General features: G+C 60.8%; 16 protein-coding genes. 10 read left to right on the top strand and 6 right to left on the bottom strand.

Annotated features, from left to right (window positions below):
- Window positions 1-77 precede the first annotated feature (77 nt).
- Window positions 78-1,223, top strand: coding sequence for a molecular chaperone DnaJ (gene dnaJ, locus FBZ99_RS32350; RefSeq protein ID WP_113354117.1), 1,146 nt, complete (start codon window positions 78-80; stop codon window positions 1,221-1,223).
- Between the two features lie 88 nt (window positions 1,224-1,311).
- Here dnaJ and FBZ99_RS32345 read toward each other — a convergent pair whose 3' ends face one another.
- Window positions 1,312-2,115: an APH(3'') family aminoglycoside O-phosphotransferase gene (locus FBZ99_RS32345; protein ID WP_113420964.1), complete on the bottom strand. Its 804-nt coding sequence runs from the start codon at window positions 2,113-2,115 to the stop codon at window positions 1,312-1,314.
- 364 nt (window positions 2,116-2,479) lie between these two features.
- Between FBZ99_RS32345 and recF the strand changes: the two genes are divergently transcribed.
- Genes recF through FBZ99_RS32330 form a run of 3 tightly spaced genes read left to right on the top strand, consistent with a single transcriptional unit; the run spans window position 2,480 to window position 4,890 of the window.
- Window positions 2,480-3,607, top strand: a complete 1,128-nt coding sequence (gene recF, locus FBZ99_RS32340) for a DNA replication/repair protein RecF (RefSeq protein WP_113420963.1) — start codon at window positions 2,480-2,482, stop codon at window positions 3,605-3,607.
- Between the two features lie 36 nt (window positions 3,608-3,643).
- Complete coding sequence (locus tag FBZ99_RS32335) at window positions 3,644-4,414, top strand: molybdopterin-synthase adenylyltransferase MoeB (RefSeq protein WP_113420962.1); 771 nt, start codon at window positions 3,644-3,646, stop codon at window positions 4,412-4,414.
- Entirely contained in the window at window positions 4,411-4,890 is a 480-nt protein-coding gene (locus FBZ99_RS32330; protein WP_113354121.1) for a GNAT family N-acetyltransferase, read from the top strand. Before FBZ99_RS32335 ends, FBZ99_RS32330 begins: the two co-directional genes overlap by 4 nt.
- Before the next feature lie 27 nt (window positions 4,891-4,917).
- Here the strand turns inward: FBZ99_RS32330 and murA are convergent, their stop codons facing one another.
- Together murA and FBZ99_RS32320 are read right to left on the bottom strand one after the other, a co-directional pair.
- Complete coding sequence (murA, locus tag FBZ99_RS32325) at window positions 4,918-6,231, bottom strand: UDP-N-acetylglucosamine 1-carboxyvinyltransferase (protein ID WP_113354122.1); 1,314 nt, start codon at window positions 6,229-6,231, stop codon at window positions 4,918-4,920.
- 142 nt (window positions 6,232-6,373) lie between these two features.
- Window positions 6,374-7,375 carry a 2-hydroxyacid dehydrogenase gene (locus tag FBZ99_RS32320; RefSeq protein ID WP_113354123.1) on the bottom strand — a complete coding sequence of 334 codons (1,002 nt, stop codon included), beginning with the start codon at window positions 7,373-7,375 and terminating at the stop codon, window positions 6,374-6,376.
- A gap of 192 nt (window positions 7,376-7,567) precedes the next feature.
- On the opposite strand from FBZ99_RS32320, the gene FBZ99_RS32315 reads away from it, so the two are divergent.
- Complete coding sequence (locus FBZ99_RS32315; protein ID WP_113330920.1) at window positions 7,568-8,107, top strand: SH3 domain-containing protein; 540 nt, start codon at window positions 7,568-7,570, stop codon at window positions 8,105-8,107.
- Between the two features lie 94 nt (window positions 8,108-8,201).
- Window positions 8,202-8,804 (top strand): cadmium resistance transporter, encoded by a 603-nt coding sequence (locus FBZ99_RS32310; RefSeq protein WP_246661254.1) that lies wholly within the window; start codon window positions 8,202-8,204, stop codon window positions 8,802-8,804.
- A 180-nt stretch (window positions 8,805-8,984) separates the two neighbouring features.
- Here the strand turns inward: FBZ99_RS32310 and FBZ99_RS32305 are convergent, their stop codons facing one another.
- A complete protein-coding gene (locus tag FBZ99_RS32305) occupies window positions 8,985-9,977 on the bottom strand; it encodes an adenosine kinase (protein WP_113354124.1) in 993 nt (330 codons plus the stop codon).
- A gap of 397 nt (window positions 9,978-10,374) precedes the next feature.
- On the opposite strand from FBZ99_RS32305, the gene FBZ99_RS32300 reads away from it, so the two are divergent.
- Window positions 10,375-11,319 (top strand): AEC family transporter, encoded by a 945-nt coding sequence (locus tag FBZ99_RS32300; RefSeq protein WP_113354125.1) that lies wholly within the window; start codon window positions 10,375-10,377, stop codon window positions 11,317-11,319.
- Window positions 11,320-11,440: 121 nt separating this feature from the next.
- Complete coding sequence (locus FBZ99_RS32295) at window positions 11,441-12,598, top strand: patatin-like phospholipase family protein (RefSeq protein WP_113354126.1); 1,158 nt, start codon at window positions 11,441-11,443, stop codon at window positions 12,596-12,598.
- A 60-nt stretch (window positions 12,599-12,658) separates the two neighbouring features.
- On the opposite strand, the gene FBZ99_RS32290 is transcribed toward FBZ99_RS32295, so the two are convergent.
- Window positions 12,659-13,237, bottom strand: a complete 579-nt coding sequence (locus FBZ99_RS32290; RefSeq protein WP_113354127.1) for a c-type cytochrome — start codon at window positions 13,235-13,237, stop codon at window positions 12,659-12,661.
- A gap of 151 nt (window positions 13,238-13,388) precedes the next feature.
- Between FBZ99_RS32290 and FBZ99_RS32285 the strand changes: the two genes are divergently transcribed.
- Both FBZ99_RS32285 and FBZ99_RS32280 read left to right on the top strand, forming a co-directional pair.
- The gene (locus FBZ99_RS32285; RefSeq protein WP_113354128.1) at window positions 13,389-14,144 is read left to right on the top strand and encodes a 3-deoxy-manno-octulosonate cytidylyltransferase; all 756 of its coding nucleotides are present in this window, start codon (window positions 13,389-13,391) and stop codon (window positions 14,142-14,144) included.
- A 24-nt stretch (window positions 14,145-14,168) separates the two neighbouring features.
- Window positions 14,169-15,023: a prephenate dehydratase gene (locus tag FBZ99_RS32280; RefSeq protein WP_113354129.1), complete on the top strand. Its 855-nt coding sequence runs from the start codon at window positions 14,169-14,171 to the stop codon at window positions 15,021-15,023.
- An 83-nt stretch (window positions 15,024-15,106) separates the two neighbouring features.
- Here the strand turns inward: FBZ99_RS32280 and FBZ99_RS32275 are convergent, their stop codons facing one another.
- The gene (locus FBZ99_RS32275; protein WP_113354130.1) at window positions 15,107-15,475 is read right to left on the bottom strand and encodes a VOC family protein; all 369 of its coding nucleotides are present in this window, start codon (window positions 15,473-15,475) and stop codon (window positions 15,107-15,109) included.
- Between the last annotated feature and the right edge of the window lie 259 nt (window positions 15,476-15,734).

Below are 15,734 nucleotides of genomic sequence, written 5' to 3'. Positions count from 1 at the left end.
CCGAAAGGTTTGAGGAAACTTAGATCCGGCTGCCTTTTGGCAGCCGGAAATCCATTTCCGGGGTTCTAATCCTTAATATGGCAAAAGCGGATTTTTACGAGACGTTGGGCGTCTCCAAGACGGCGGACGAGAAAGAGCTGAAGAGCGCCTTTCGCAAGCTGGCAATGCAATATCATCCGGACAAGAATCCGGGCGACAGCAATGCCGAGCGGAAGTTCAAGGAAATCAACGAAGCCTACGAAACGCTCAAGGACCCGCAGAAGCGCGCAGCCTATGACCGCTATGGCCACGCCGCTTTCGAGCATGGCGGCATGGGCGGCGGTGGCGGCTTCGGAGCCGGTTTCGGCGGCGGCGGTTTCTCCGATATTTTCGAGGACATTTTCGGCGAGATGATGGGTGGCGGCCGCTCGCGCGGGCGTTCTTCCGGCGGCCGCGAGCGCGGCGCCGATCTTCGCTACAATATGGAAATCTCGCTGGAGGAGGCCTTCAGCGGCAAGACGGCGCAGATCCGGGTTCCGACCTCGATCACCTGCGACGTCTGTTCCGGCTCGGGCGCCAAGCCCGGCACGCAGCCGAAGACATGCGGCACCTGCCAGGGTTCCGGCCGCGTGCGCGCTGCCCAGGGATTCTTTTCGGTCGAGCGCACCTGTCCGACCTGCCATGGCCGCGGCCAGATCATCCCCGATCCCTGCACCAAGTGCCACGGCCAGGGCCGCGTGACCGAGGAGCGCTCGCTCTCCGTCAACATTCCCTCCGGCATCGAAGATGGTACGCGCATTCGCCTGCAGGGCGAAGGCGAGGCTGGTCTGCGCGGTGGACCGGCGGGCGATCTCTACATCTTCCTCTCCGTCAAGCCGCATGAGTTCTTCCAGCGCGATGGCGCCGATCTTTATTGTGCGGTGCCTATATCGATGACGACGGCGGCACTTGGCGGCACCTTCGATGTCGCAACGCTCGACGGCACCAAATCGCGCGTCACCGTTCCCGAGGGGACGCAGGTCGGCAAGCAGTTCCGACTGAAGGGCAAGGGCATGCCGGTGCTGCGCTCCAGCCAGGTCGGCGATCTCTATATCCAGATCCAGATCGAGACGCCGCAGAAGCTGACCAAACGGCAGCGGGAACTGCTGCAGGAATTCGAGCAAATCTCCTCGAAGGACAACAATCCCGAATCGACAGGCTTCTTCGCCCGCATGAAGGATTTCTTCGACACGTTCAGCGACTGAGCCGCGAATCAAAATGTTTCACATGAATCCGGCCGATGACTCGGCCGGATTTTTTATTTGGATGAACGAATCGCCGCTCTCGCGCGAATCAGCCCCATGTCAGCGGATCGAGCCGGAGATAGAAGGCGAGACGTTCGCGGTCCGGCTCTGCGATTTCCAGGGTTTCGAACAGGATCGAAAAGGCTCGTTCTCCTTGTTCGGGCGTCATCCAGCTCTCCTCGGCATTGGCAATCATCAGCGAGAGATCGACATAGCGATCGGCCTTGCCGACACGGCCTAGATCGATCAGCCCGGTACATTGCAGGCTATGCGGATCAACCATGAAATTGGGCATGCAGGCATCGCCATGGCAGAGGACCTTGTCGATGGCTTCCTGATCGAGCCGAACCGGCAGATCGCGCTCAATGCGATCCAGCAGTTCGCGGGCCGACCTCTTGTGATCCTCCGGCGGCAGGAAATCTGGGTTTACAGCATCTCGCGAAACCACATCCGCTGCCTTTGCGAACATCAGCGACAGGCTGCGATCGAAGGGGCATCGATCAATCGGCAGCTCATGAAGAGATTTCAGCTGCCGCGCCATCGATGGCCAGGCCTTCAGCAGCGCATCTCCATCCAGCTCGGCTGCCGGTACGCCGGGAATTGCCGTCATGATCAGGCACGCACCCTCCTCCATCTCACGCCAATCGATAATTCCTGGGACGGCGATTCCCTTGTCCTGCAGCCAAAGCAGCCTATCGCGCTCGCCGGCAAGATCGATGGAGCGCTCAGCCGAAGCGATTTTCGCATAAGCGAGGCCATCTTCGCGCCGATAGACGAGATCGCCTGATTCGCCAGCCTTCACACGTGTCCAACCAACGTGGGTATGCGCAAGCAATGCCTTTGCAAATTCCAATTGATGCCCTCTTCACACAAAACTTCTCCGAGCATGGCGATATAGGTAGTGCCGTGCGCTAATGCCAATATCGGCGGGAATTCAAGCAGATCTCTTCAAAAGACAAGGATGCCGAATAGCGGATCAATCACCCGCCCTCGTGGTTCGAGACGGCCCTTCAGGCCTGCTCACCATGAGGGCTCCTCCCCCCGCTTTGCCCACAGCTTCCCTCAGCCTGCGGGCCTCACTCCACCCTCATCCTGAGCTTGTCGAAGGACGAGGGTGGCCCGTGACGGCGCTTACATTTCGAACCATCGGCAAAAACCTTGCACTTGCGCGGGGTTCGGCATACCCCTCGGCCATCGATTGCGAATCTTAAAGACAGATGCCGAACAAGGTTTCCATCTCGCGCCTCAAGCTGACCGACTTCCGCAACTATGCGGCGGCGGCGCTGACGCTTGACGAGCGGCACGTGGTGCTGACCGGCAACAACGGCGCCGGCAAGACCAATCTCATGGAAGCGGTCTCTCTGCTATCGCCTGGCCGCGGCCTGCGTCGCGCCGCCTATACCGATGTCACCCGGGTCGATGCGCCAGGCGGCTTTTCCATCTTCGCGGAGATCGAGGGCATGGATGGCAGCGTCGAAATCGGCACCGGCATCGATACGACCGACGAATCAGCCGCCCGTCGGCTGCGAATCAACGGCACTCCAGCCAAGACGGTCGACGAGCTGACCGATCATCTGCGCGTTCTCTGGCTGACGCCGGCCATGGACGGCCTGTTTACCGGCGGCTCCTCGGAACGCCGCCGTTTCCTTGACCGGCTAGTCCTGTCGCTTGACCCCGCTCATGGCCGCCGCGCCAGCGATTTCGAGCGCGCCATGCGCAGCCGCAACAAGCTTTTATCCGAAAGCCGGTTCGATCCATCCTGGCTCGGCGGCATCGAGGAGCAGATGGCGAGCCTCGGCATCGCCATGGCGATCGCGCGGCAGGAAATGCTCGGCCTTCTCTCACGGCTGATTGCCGAGACGCGCGAGACGACACCATTTCCATCCGCGGCGCTTGAGCTTTCCGGCTTCCTCGACGGACAGTTCGACCGGCCGGCCGTCGATCTCGAAGATACCTATGCCGATATGCTGCGCGAGGGACGTTACCGCGATGCGGCCGCCGGTCGCACACTGGATGGGCCGCATCGGGCCGATCTTATGGTGAGGCATCGCGAGAAGAATATGGAAGCGGAGCGGTGCTCCACGGGTGAGCAGAAGGCGCTGCTCGTCGGCCTCATCCTTGCCCATGCGCGTTTGGTTGGCAATCTCACAGGCTATGCGCCGATCCTGCTGCTCGACGAGATCGCCGCCCATCTTGATGAGGGACGGCGTGCTGCGCTTTTCGATCTCATCGACGGGCTCGGCGGCCAGGCCTTCATGACCGGCACGGACAAATCCATGTTCTCGGCCCTTGGCGAGCGCGCGCAATTCTTTACCGTGGCGCATGGCGGCATTACGAAATCCTAGCGCCTCCTCGCCCTCGATTGTGCTAGACTTGCGCCCATGGATCCTTTGAGCTCAGACGAAATCGCCCGCTATCACCGCCATATCCTCCTGCCGGAGGTCGGTGGCACTGGCCAGCAAAAATTGAAGGCGGCGCGCGTGCTTGTCATCGGTGCCGGTGGCCTTGGTGCGCCGGTGTTGCAATATCTTGCTGCCGCCGGTGTCGGCACGCTTGGGATTGCCGATGACGATCGCGTTTCGCTGTCCAATCTGCAGCGGCAGGTGATTCACGACACGGGCACGATCGGCGAGATGAAGACGCAGAGCGCGACCGACGCGATCGCGCGGCTGAACCCGCATGTACGCGTCATCCGCTTCGAGGAGCGGTTCAGCCTCGATACGGCCGCGCGGCACCTCGCCGGCTTCGATTTCGTCATCGACGGTTCCGACAATTTCGATACACGCTATGCGGCTGCCGACGCGACAGAGGCGGCGCATCTGCCGCTGGTGACAGGTGCAGTCGGCCGATTCGATGGTTCCGTGACCACATTGAAGCCTTATGAAAGCGACGCCGATGGCAACCCCAATCCGAGCTATCGCGATCTCTTCCCAGCACCGCCGCCGGAAGGTCTAATCCCGAGCTGCGCCGAGGCGGGCATCATCGGCGCCTTGACCGGCGTCATCGGCACGCTCATGGCGATGGAAGCGATCAAGCTCATCACAGGCATCGGCGAGCCGCTGATCGGCCGCCTGCTGCTCTATGATGGGCTTTCCTCGCGCTTCGAAACCGTGCGCTATCGTCGCAAACGTGCCCGGGTCGCCGCCGAATGAGCGAAATCGCACTTCGTCGCCTCGATAACGGCTTCGATCGCTGGGATGCGTTGCTGGCTCTCATCCTGGCATCCTTCGCTTACATGAACGACCGCATCGATCCGCCCTCCTCCGCGCACGCGCTGACATTCGAAACTCTGAAAGCGAAGGCGCTTAGCGAGATCGCTTATGTGGCACTCGATGGCGAGCAATTGGTCGGTTGCATTTTCTGCCGGCCGGAGGCGCAAAGCCTCTATGTCGGCAAGCTCGCCGTGCTGCCGGCAGCACAGGGTAAAGGTATCGGCAAGCGATTGCTGGGCGTGGCCGAGACAACGGCACGAGAGCTTGGCCTCAAGGCGTTGCGGCTGGAAACACGGATCGAGCTCACCGACAATCACGCCACCTTCGCCGCATGGGGCTTTCGGAAGACGGCCGAAAATCGCCACGCCGGCTTCGATCGGACGACATCGATCGAGATGCGCAAGGCGATTGCCTAGCGCACCCTCAGCCGGTGGATGGAGCCGTCACGCCTCGCGCGGCGGGATGCGGGTGATGCGGGCACCCAGGGCGTTCAGCCGCTCCTCGATGCGCTCGTAACCGCGCTCGATCTGCTGGGCATTGTTGATGACGCTCGTGCCCTCGGCGCACATGGCCGCGATCAGCATCGCCATGCCGGCACGAATATCAGGGCTTTCGAGCTGGGCGGCGCGCAGCTTGGAGGGGCCGGCAACGATGGCGCGATGCGGGTCGCACAGCACGATACGGGCGCCCATGGCGATCAGCTTGTCGACGAAGAACATGCGGCTTTCAAACATTTTCTCGAACATCAGCACGACACCATCGCATTGCGTGGCGGTGACGATGGCGATCGACATGGTATCAGCGGGAAAGGCCGGCCAGGGCTGATCCTCGATCTTCGGAATGTGACCGCCGAAATCGGGCTGGATCTTCATTTCCTGACCGGAGCGGATGATGAGATCGTCACCGTCGATCTGGCAGCGGATGCCGAGGCGCTCGAAGGTCATCAGCGTGGAGCGCAGATGCTCGACGCCTGCGCGGCGAATGGTGATTTCCGAACCGGTGACGGCGGCAAGGCCGATCAGCGAGCCGACTTCATTGTGATCGGGGCCGATGCGATGCGACGCGCCGCTCAGTCGCTGGCCGCCATGGATGGTCATCATATTGGTGCCGACGCCCTCTATTCGGGCGCCCATGGCAATCAGGAATCGTGCCAAATCCTGAACATGCGGCTCGGAGGCGCAATTGCGCAGGATGGTCGTCCCCTCAGCGAAGACAGCCGCGCAAAGGGCGTTTTCGGTCGCCGTTACGGAGGGCTCGTCGAGGAAGACATCGGCGCCGCGTAAGCCCTCGGTGCGGAAGCTGTAGACGCTGTTGACCTCGATCTTGGCGCCGAGCTGTTCCAACGCCAGGAAATGCGTATCGACGCGCCGGCGGCCGATGACGTCGCCGCCGGGCGGCGGCAAGGTGATCTCGCCGCAGCGCGCGAGCATCGGACCGGCAAGCAGGATGGAGGCACGGATGCGGGCGCAAAGATCGGGATCGAGATTGGCAGGACGAAGCTCCCGCGCTTCGATTTCGAGCTCGTTCTTTCCCAGCCAACGCACTTTTGCACCGACCGACTGGATCAGCTCCACCAGCGCCTCGACATCGCGGATACGCGGCACATTGCTGAGCTCGACACGTTGATCGGTCAGAAGCGATGCGGCGATGATCGGCAATGCAGCATTCTTGTTGCCGCTCGGTTCGATCTCTCCCGACAGCTTGAAGCCGCCCTCGACCACATATTGCACCCGCTCATGCGGCAGCGCCCGCGCCATGATTTCCGCCCTTCCTGATTTATGTTTGTGGTCACCTCTGGGCCGGCTTTGTGACATGCACATGACCGGCGAGAGGGAAGTGAGATCAAATTTGCAGCCGGGTATTCAGCCGCGTTTCGGCGGGCGAATCAGCATGCTTCAGTCACCGAAACGGCAGAACGCGATTGGGCGGGCGATGGCCGTCGATGAAGGTGCGAATGTTGATGATGACCTTGTCGCCCATGTCGATGCGGCCCTCGAGTGTGGCCGAGCTCATATGCGGCAGGATCACCACCTTGCCTTCGTTGGCGAGCTTCACCAGCTTCGGATTGACGGCGGGTTCGTTCTCGAACACGTCAAGGCCGGCGCCGGCAATCTTGCCCTCGCGCAGGATCTTGATCAGCGCCGTCTCGTCGATGACGTCGCCGCGCGCCGTGTTGACGATATAGCTCGTCGGCTGCAGCAGCGCCAGGCGGCGGGCCGAGATGAGGTGATAGGTAGCCGGCGTCGATGGGCAATTGACCGAAACAATATCGACGCGGGCGAGCATCTGGTCGAGGCTGTCCCAATAGGTCGCCTCCAGTTCGTCCTCGGTTGCCGGATTGACCCGCTTGCGGTTGTGATAATGGATCGACAGGCCGAATGCCTTGGCGCGGCGGGCAACAGCCGTGCCGATCCGCCCCATGCCGACAATGCCGATGCGCTTGCCATGAATGCGGCGGCCGAGCATCCAAGTGGGCGACCATCCGGCCCATTCACCGGGGCTGTCGGTCAGCACGCGCGCACCTTCCGCCAGTCGCCGCGGCACGGCGAGGATGAGCGCCATGGTCATGTCGGCAGTGTCTTCGGTCAGCACATTGGGCGTATTTGTCACAGTGATGCCGCGGCGCGCTGCAGCCTCGACATCGATGTGGTCCGTACCGTTGGAGAAGCTGGCGATCAGCTTCATCTGCGGGCCGGCTTCTTCGATGATCTCGGCATCGACGCGGTCGGTGACTGTCGGCACCAGCACATCGACAGAGCGGACGGCCTCAATTAATTCGTCCTTCGTGCGCGGGCGATCATCGATGTTGAGTTCGGCATCGAAGAGCTCGCGCATGCGCGTCTCCACCGCGTCAGGCAGTTTGCGCGTGACATAGACCTTCGGTTTTTTCTTCGTCGTCATGGCGAGCGGCGATGCCTTGTTCAGATGTTCTTAACCAAGAAGCAGGATAATTTTCCCGTTCCGGGCATTTCTACCAGACCCGCAGGCGAAGACAAACAAAACTCGCTGACGCGATCCGAGGATTTGCCGCTCACCGGAGCGAAAGGTCGCCGGAATGGCGCGCCTTTGTCATGACGAACGAACGGAAATCCCATGCGTGGCAACGTCTTGAAGTCCTGCGCCATTTTCGCAATCGGCCTGATGATGGCCGCTGTGTCGGCCGATCTTGCCGCGGCCCAGGCCGCCAAGGGGCCGAGCGGCCTGCCGCTGCCGCGCTTCGTCACACTGAAATCGAAGCGGGTCAATCTGCGCATCGGCCCGAGCGCGGATTACGCAGTGTCGTGGTTATACCTTAAGCAGGGCCTGCCGGTCGAAATCATCCAAGAATATGATAACTGGCGGCGCGTGCGCGATGCCGACGGCACCGAAGGCTGGGTCAACCAATCTCTGCTGTCGGGCCAGCGCTCGGCCATCGCCGCTCCCTGGATGAAGGGCAAGGGCAAGGCCGTCTTCGTCAACATGCGCCGCGAATCCCAGCCATCCGCCGCGGTCATTGCCAAGCTTCAGCCCGGCGTGATGATGAGCGTCAAGGAATGCACGGGCGATTGGTGCCTCGTCACCGCCGACGGCACCGAGGGATGGGTGGCGCAATCCGAGATCTGGGGCGCTTACCCAGGCGAAGCCTTCAAGTAACGACCGCTCGCTTGGCGCCGAACGCAGCCACGCGACTTTCGCTACGCAATGCTGTATCCGGGATCGGATAGGGAGACCGGCGATCTTGGGTTACGTGCTAGGCGTTTTCGGCGTTGCCATCGTCATGTTCGCATCGACGAACATAGATGACATATTCGTCCTTCTCGGCTTTTTCGCCGACCGGAAATTCCGCCTGAGACAGATCGTCATTGGCCAATATCTCGGCATCGGCGCGCTCTATGGCTTCAGCGCCCTCGCCTCGTTTCTGGTTCTCGTCATTCCGGCTGCCTATATCGGCGTGCTCGGCCTTGCGCCGATCTATTTTGGCCTCAGGCGACTATGGGAACTCTGGAACGGCATCGAGACCGGCGAAGATCCGGAAGATCATGCGAAAGCTTCGGCGGGACATGGAAACATTGTGGCGGTCGCGCTGGTGACGATCGCCAATGGCGGCGACAATATCAGCATCTATACGCCGATCTTCGCAACGCGTTCCGCCTATGAGATCCTCGCCATCGGCTGCATGTTCGCGGTGCTGACGGCCATCTGGCTTGGTGCCGCGCACTCGCTCGTCAATCATCCGACCTTGGGTGCACCGATCCGTCGCCACGGCCACAGGATCGTGCCGTTCGTCCTGATCGCTCTCGGCATCCTCATCTTCTACGAGGGCGGGACCGCAACGCTCTTCTGGCACTAAAGCACGTCGCGATCTTCAGATTCGCTTCCTGTGCTTTAGGTCCTTGATTTTGCGCATGTCGTTCTCGCAAAACCGCTACACGCTTTTGCGCGACACTTTAGGCAGCCGTGTCAAACGTAAAAACCGCCCGGCGCTCTCGGCAGCGGACGGCTGTTACGATCATGCGCGGACGGATTTCCGTCAGAGCAGGCCGAACTCCTTCGCGGCCTCCGAGAGTGACCGCATCGGCCGCGGGCCGATCTGTTCGATGACAATCGCTGCGGCGAGGTTGCCGAGCTTGGCGCAATCTTCCAGGCTGCGGCCCTGCGTATAGCCGAACAGGAAGCCGGCGGCGAAAAGATCGCCGGCGCCGGTCGTGTCGACACGTTCCTCGATCGGATGGGCGTCGACGACATAGCGTTCGCTGCCGTGCACGATGACGGCACCGTCCTTGCCTGTCGTCACGGCGGCGATCTTGCAATCGGCTGCAATGAGCTTCAGCGCCTTCTCGAAATCGTCGGTCTCGTAGAGCGAGAGGGCTTCGTCGCGATTGGCGAAGACGATATCGACGGTGCCGGAGCGCATGAGATCGAGAAATTCGTCGCGGTAGCGACCGACGCAGAAGCTGTCGGAGAGCGTCATCGACATTTCCCGGCCATTGGCATGGGCGATACGGGCGCATTCGCGGATAGCTTCCTTGGCGCGCGGCGGATCCCAGAGATAGCCTTCGAAATAGGTTACCTTGGCATCTGCGACGACCTGTTCCTCGACGTCTTCCGGACCGAGTTCGACGCAAGCGCCGAGATAGGTATTCATGGAGCGCTCCCCATCCTCGGTGACGAAGATCATCGAGCGGGCAGTCGGCGGGAACGTGCCCTTCGCCTTGGTCTCGTAATGCACGCCCTGGGCGCGGATATCATGGGCGAAAATCTCTCCGAGCTGATCCTCTGCCACCTTGCCGAAATAAGCTGCCCTGCCGCCGAAATTCGCAACACCCGCAGCCGTATTACCGGCGCTGCCGCCGGAGGCTTCGAGAGCCGGGCCCATGCGCGAATAAAGGAGCTCGGCACGTTCGGCGTCGATGAGGTTCATCGCGGCTTTGGTGATCTTGTTGTCGATCAGGAACTGATCGTCGCAACGGGCGATAATGTCGACGATGGCATTGCCAACGGTCAGTACGTCGAAACGAGTCATCTATTGGAGGATCCCGGTATTGGTGATAGCCGGTATCCGGTAATATCGGTTTTTCCGAAGTTTGGAAGAAAAATCAGCGCCGAGGCTGCCAACTTAATTCCAATCAGTCATTTGCCTGTCACTTTCTATCTTTAAATGCTTATCAAGCGGCTGGGATGGGAAGCTCGAAAGACTTCCGAGCCAGTCTGGGAAGGAATGATGCCTTCCGCCTCACCGGTACGCGGGCCGACCACGGATGAACTGGCGGCATGTGCACCGGGGGGACTTTCCGGCGAGACCGGACACACAAGCGGGCAATGCCCGCTTTTTTGTTTTTGTGGGTTCTCACACGTCGGCGAACTGCTACAACTCCCGGATCACCCTCCAGAGTCACACTTTTTTCACGACCTCGCCCGGCATGTCCGAAATCCTCACCGATGTTCTTCCGGTCTTCCTGCTCATTCTTGTCGGCTGGATGATCGTTCGCACCGGCCTGCTGAAGGCCGAGGTCGGCGAGGCGATGAGCGAGTTCGTCTTCAAGATCGCCGTGCCGCTCCTGCTGTTCCAGACCATAGCGGAGGCGGATTTTCGCGGCGCATCGCCTTTTCGGCTCTGGATCGCCTATTTCTCCGGCGTCGCCATCACCTGGACCGCCGGCCATATTGTCGCGACCCGGTTCTTCGGGCGGGATGCTCGCATAGGCGTGCTTGCCGGCGTTTCCTCGGCCTTCGCCAACACGATCTTCATCGGCCTGCCGCTGGTCGGGCGCACCGTCGGGCCGGATGGCGTCATGGCGATGTCGATCCTGATCGCCGTGCACCTGCCGACCATGATGATCGCCGGCACGCTGCTGATGGAACAGGCCGAGCGCAAGGAAAATGCCGGCGCCGGCCGCAGCACCCCCGAGCTGCTGCGGCAGGTCGGCAGCAATCTCGTCCGCAATCCGCTCGTTATCGGCCTTTTCTGCGGCCTCGTCGTTCATCTGACCAGCCTTCCCATTCCCGCGACGCTCGGAACCGCTATCGACAGCATTGCCAATATCGCCGGCCCGGCGGCGTTGATCTCGCTCGGCATGGCGCTGCGTCAATACGGAATGTCAGGCAATCTCGGCATCACCAGTGTGATCGCCTCCTTCAAGCTATTCCTTCTGCCAGCCTGTGTGCTAGCAGCCGGCCACCTCCTTGGCCTTAGCGCGGAATGGCGCGCCGCGCTCGTGCTGACTGCCGCAGTTCCTACAGGTGTGAACGCCTGGCTGATTGCCAATCGCTTCGGGGTCGGCCACAGTCTCGCGGCCTCGACGATTACCTTGACGACAGCGCTCGGGGCGTTCTCAGTGTCGCTTTGGGCCTATCTGCTCGGATAGCCGAAGCTCGACCCCGCCGACAACAATGGCATCTCTCCGCTTACGGAGAGGCAGGCAGGAAAATGGTCATATATTTTGCGCATCCCGGCCTTCCCACCCGGAGCGCAGCAAAGGATGGCACATGAATATTGCAGCTCCAGTCACCAACCCCGCGTCAGCCTATTCGCAGAAGGTCTTTGTGCTTCAAGGCGGCGGCGCGCTCGGCTCCTATCAGGTGGGTGCCTTCCAGGCACTCAGAGAACAGAATATCGAACCGGATTGGATCGCCGGCATCTCGATCGGCGCGATCAATGCCTCTATCATGGCCGGCAACGTGCCCGGCGAACGGCTTGAGGCTCTGCGTTCCTTTTGGAACAAGGTGACCGTGCATCTTCCCGTCGATCTGCTGATGGAAGATCGGCGCGAGACCAATCCCTTCTATCGCTCGGTCAGCAGTTGGTGGGTTTCGACCTTCGGCGTGCCCGGCTTCTTTTCCCCTTGGCAGATTCCGGCCTGGTTTCAGACACGCGGCTCGGCGGGCGCGACCAGCATCTATGATACGGAGCAGCTGCGCCAGACGCTGATCGATCACGTGGATTTCGACCGAATCAACCATGGCCCGGTGCGCTTAAGCCTCGGCGCCGTCAATGTGCGCACCGGCAATTTTGCCTTCTTCGACAATAGGGACATCAAGATCGGGCCTGAGCACGTGATGGCGAGCGGCGCCTTGCCGCCCGGTTTTCCAGCGGTCAAGATTGGCAACGAGCATTACTGGGACGGTGGCCTCGTCTCAAACACGCCGCTCAGCTACGTGCTGCGCAATGGTGCCGATATCGATACGGTCGTCTTTCAGGTCGATCTCTTCAGCGCCGTCGGCCCGCTGCCGCAGGATCTCGAGGAAGTCGAGGAGCGGCGCAAGGACATTACCTATTCCAGCCGGACCCGGCTCAACACCGACCTCTTTCTCGAGCGTCATCGCCTGCGGCGGACCATCTCAGATCTTTATGCCCGCCTTCCCGAAGAGGCCAAGGCCGATCCGGAAATCAAGAAACTGGAGCAGCATTGCTCCGATTACGGCGTGACGATCATCCACCTGATCTATCGCAACAAGCAGTTCCGCTCGCATTCGAAGGACTACGAATTTTCTGCGTTGTCCATGCGCGAACATTGGGAGGCCGGCCTGCGCGATGCGCGAAAGGCGCTGATCGCCGAGGATTGGCGCATGCCGCCAAGCGCCGAGGATGGATTGAAGGTCTTCGACCTCGATCAGCGGACGCGCTCACGCCGGCTTTCAATCTGAACGATCAATACAAAAACGCGGCCTGGCGACCGCGTTTTTCAATTGGTCCGAGAATTTGCCTCAGTTCGTCGCGGCCGGTGCGTTCGGATCCGGCAGCGGCACCTGGGTGTCGGCGAGCGTGCGCAGATAGGCGATCACGTTGGCGCGATCCTCTTCCTTCGGCAGGCCGGCAAAGCCCATCGCCGTTCCGGCGACGAATTTCTTCGGAGCGGCCAGGAAGTGATAGAGGTGGTCATAGGTCCACTTTTCCGAACCGCCCTTGGAGAAGTCCTTCATGCCAGCCGAATAAGCAAAGCCCTCGTGCTCTGCGACCGGGCGGTCGACAATGCCCCAGAGATCAGGGCCAACCTTGTTTGGCCCTCCCTTCTCTCCGGAATGACAGGCCTGACACTTCTTGAAGATCGCTTCGCCGGCCTTGGCATCCGCCTTCTGCAGCAGCTGAGCGATCGGCGTTTCCGCCTTGGCAGCAGCCCCCTTGTCACCGCCAGCAGCCGGCTCCTCGGTCGCGACGATGGCAAAACCGGGCTTTTCCGGTGCCTCTGAATGGAAAATAAATCCTGACGCGAGCGACACGGACTTCAACACGAACAGCGTGGCCAGAAGTGCCCCGACTCCCATGTTCACGTAGGATGAATTCATCTGCTATGCTCCCCTCGCCGCCAGCATCCTCCGCTGGCCCATCTTGAATTCGCGCGAAACCTATGTCTTTTGGCTGTTTCTTGCAACTCTGTAAACGGTCTCCACCATGAGACGTTTTGACACTTTTCCCTCGGGAATAGAAGGCCCAACAATGAGTGATTCAAATTTAGACAAGACGCTGGTCCTCATTCCCGCCCGCATGGCCTCCACGCGCCTGCCGGGCAAGCCGCTCGCAGATATTTGCGGTCTGCCCATGATCGTACAGGTTGCCAAGCGTGCGCGCGAGGCGGCGATCGGTCGCATCGTCGTCGCCGTCGACCATGCGGATACCTATGCCGCCGTCGCCAATGCCGGCTTCGAGGTCGTCATGACGCGCACCGACCATCAATCCGGCTCGGACCGCATCTACGAAGCCCTGCAGGCCGTCGATCCCGAAGGTCGCGCGGAGATCATCGTCAATGTACAGGGCGACCTGCCGACCATCGATCCTGAGACGATCCGCGCCTCGCTGCGCCCGCTCGAAAATCCGGCCGTCGACATCGCAACGCTGACGGTCGAGATCAAGGACGAGGAAGAAAAGACCGCGCCGAGCGTCGTCAAGGTCGTCGGCTCACCGATCTCGGACAGCCGTCTGCACGCGCTCTATTTTACCCGCACGACCGCACCGTATGGCAAAGGGCCGCTCTATCACCATATCGGCCTCTATGCCTACCGCCGCGCCGCCCTCGCGAAATTCGTGAGCCTCGGCCCATCGACGTTGGAGCGGCGCGAATCACTGGAACAGCTGAGGGCGCTGGAGGCCGGCATGCGCATCGATGTCGAGATCGTTGACACGATACCGCTCGGTGTCGATACTCCCGCCGACCTCGAAAAGGCCAGACGCATCCTCTCCGCCGCCTCTCTCTGACGGCATTCCCCCAAGGGCAGTCCCATGATTACCAAGACCAATAAGATCTCCTTCCAGGGCGAGTACGGCGCCAATTCCGACATGGCCAGCCGTGACATGTTCCCGACCATGGAGCCGCTGCCCTGCCAGACCTTCGAGGATGCCCTCACCGCCATCGATAATGGTGATGCGGATCTCGGTATGATCCCGATCGAGAACACGATCGCCGGGCGAGTCGCCGATATCCATCATCTGCTGCCGGAATCGCGACTGCATATCGTCGGCGAATATTTCATGCCGATTCGTTTCCAGTTGATGGTTCTGCCAGGCGTGAAGAAGGAAGAGATCCGCACGGTGCACAGCCACATCCATGCGCTCGGCCAATGCCGCAACATCGTGCGTCAGAACGGCTGGAAGCCTGTCATTGCAGGCGATACGGCGGGTGCTGCCAAGCTGGTGAAGGAAACCGGCGATCGCAGCATGGCGGCACTGGCGCCCCGGCTTGCGGCCGATCTCTACGGGCTGGAAATCATCGCCGAGAATGTCGAAGACACCGAAAACAACATGACGCGCTTCGTCATCCTGTCGCGCGACGAGGACTGGGCCGAGCGCAGTGCGCCGGACGAAAAAATCGTCACGACCTTCGTCTTCAACGTCCGCAACATTCCGGCCGCGCTCTACAAGGCACTCGGCGGCTTCGCCACCAACGGCATCAACATGACAAAGCTCGAAAGCTATCAGCTCGGCGGCCGTTTTGTTGCGACGCAGTTCTATGCCGACATCGAAGGTCATCCTTCTGATCCACATGTGCGCCGGGCGCTGGAGGAACTGCGCTTCTTCTCCGAAAAAGTCCGCATCCTCGGCGTCTACAAGGGTCATCCGATGCGGGGCAATCTCTAAAAGGAGATTATCATAAAGCCTTGGTAACGAGTTCCCCTCTCCCCTTTAACGGGAAGAGGGGAAGCGCAAATTGCCACCAAAACTCACTTATCCGGCTCACAAACGCGCAGGCGATGGCCGTCCGGGTCGAGCACAACAAAGGTTGGGCCGAAATCCATCGTCGTCAACTCCTGCGCGATCGGCAGGCCGCGTGCCTTCCAATCCTTGTAGTGCTGCTCGACGGCGCCAGCGCCTTCGACCATGAAGCCCAGTTCGCCGCGATTTCCGATGGCGGAGGGCTGGGGTTCGACGCTGCTTCGGCGCCAGAGGCCGAGACTTAGGCCGTTGTCGAGCGCGAAAGCCACGAAGTTCGGCGACGCGAAGGCCGGCTCACGGCCGAAGAGATCGCGGTAGAACGGCGTACTTTCGCTGGGGTCCTTGACATAGAAGATGATTAGGTTGGGGCTGGTCATCTGAATAGTCCTCTTGTTTTGATGGATTTAAGGGCATGCGGCTGTAGCCCGGCGGACGGAGCTCAGCCGCCGAGGATGGCTTTGTCTGTCATGATGAGTGCGTGCGAAGCCACGTTTCCGAAGCCTGTTGCAGCCTTCGGATCAGTGTCTTGCACTTGAATTTCCGATTTTACCGATGTCGTTATCGCAAAGTCGCGGCGAACTTCGCGCGGGATGCTCCGGGGCTGTTCAGTCTTTCGCGGAATTTCCGAACCGCCCT

This window comes from Rhizobium sp. ERR 1071 (assembly GCF_007828675.1).
GTDB classification, from domain to species: Bacteria; Pseudomonadota; Alphaproteobacteria; order Rhizobiales; family Rhizobiaceae; genus Rhizobium; species Rhizobium dioscoreae.
Note: the sequence above shows the minus strand (reverse complement) of the source record. Positions and strands in the feature narration are given on the sequence as shown.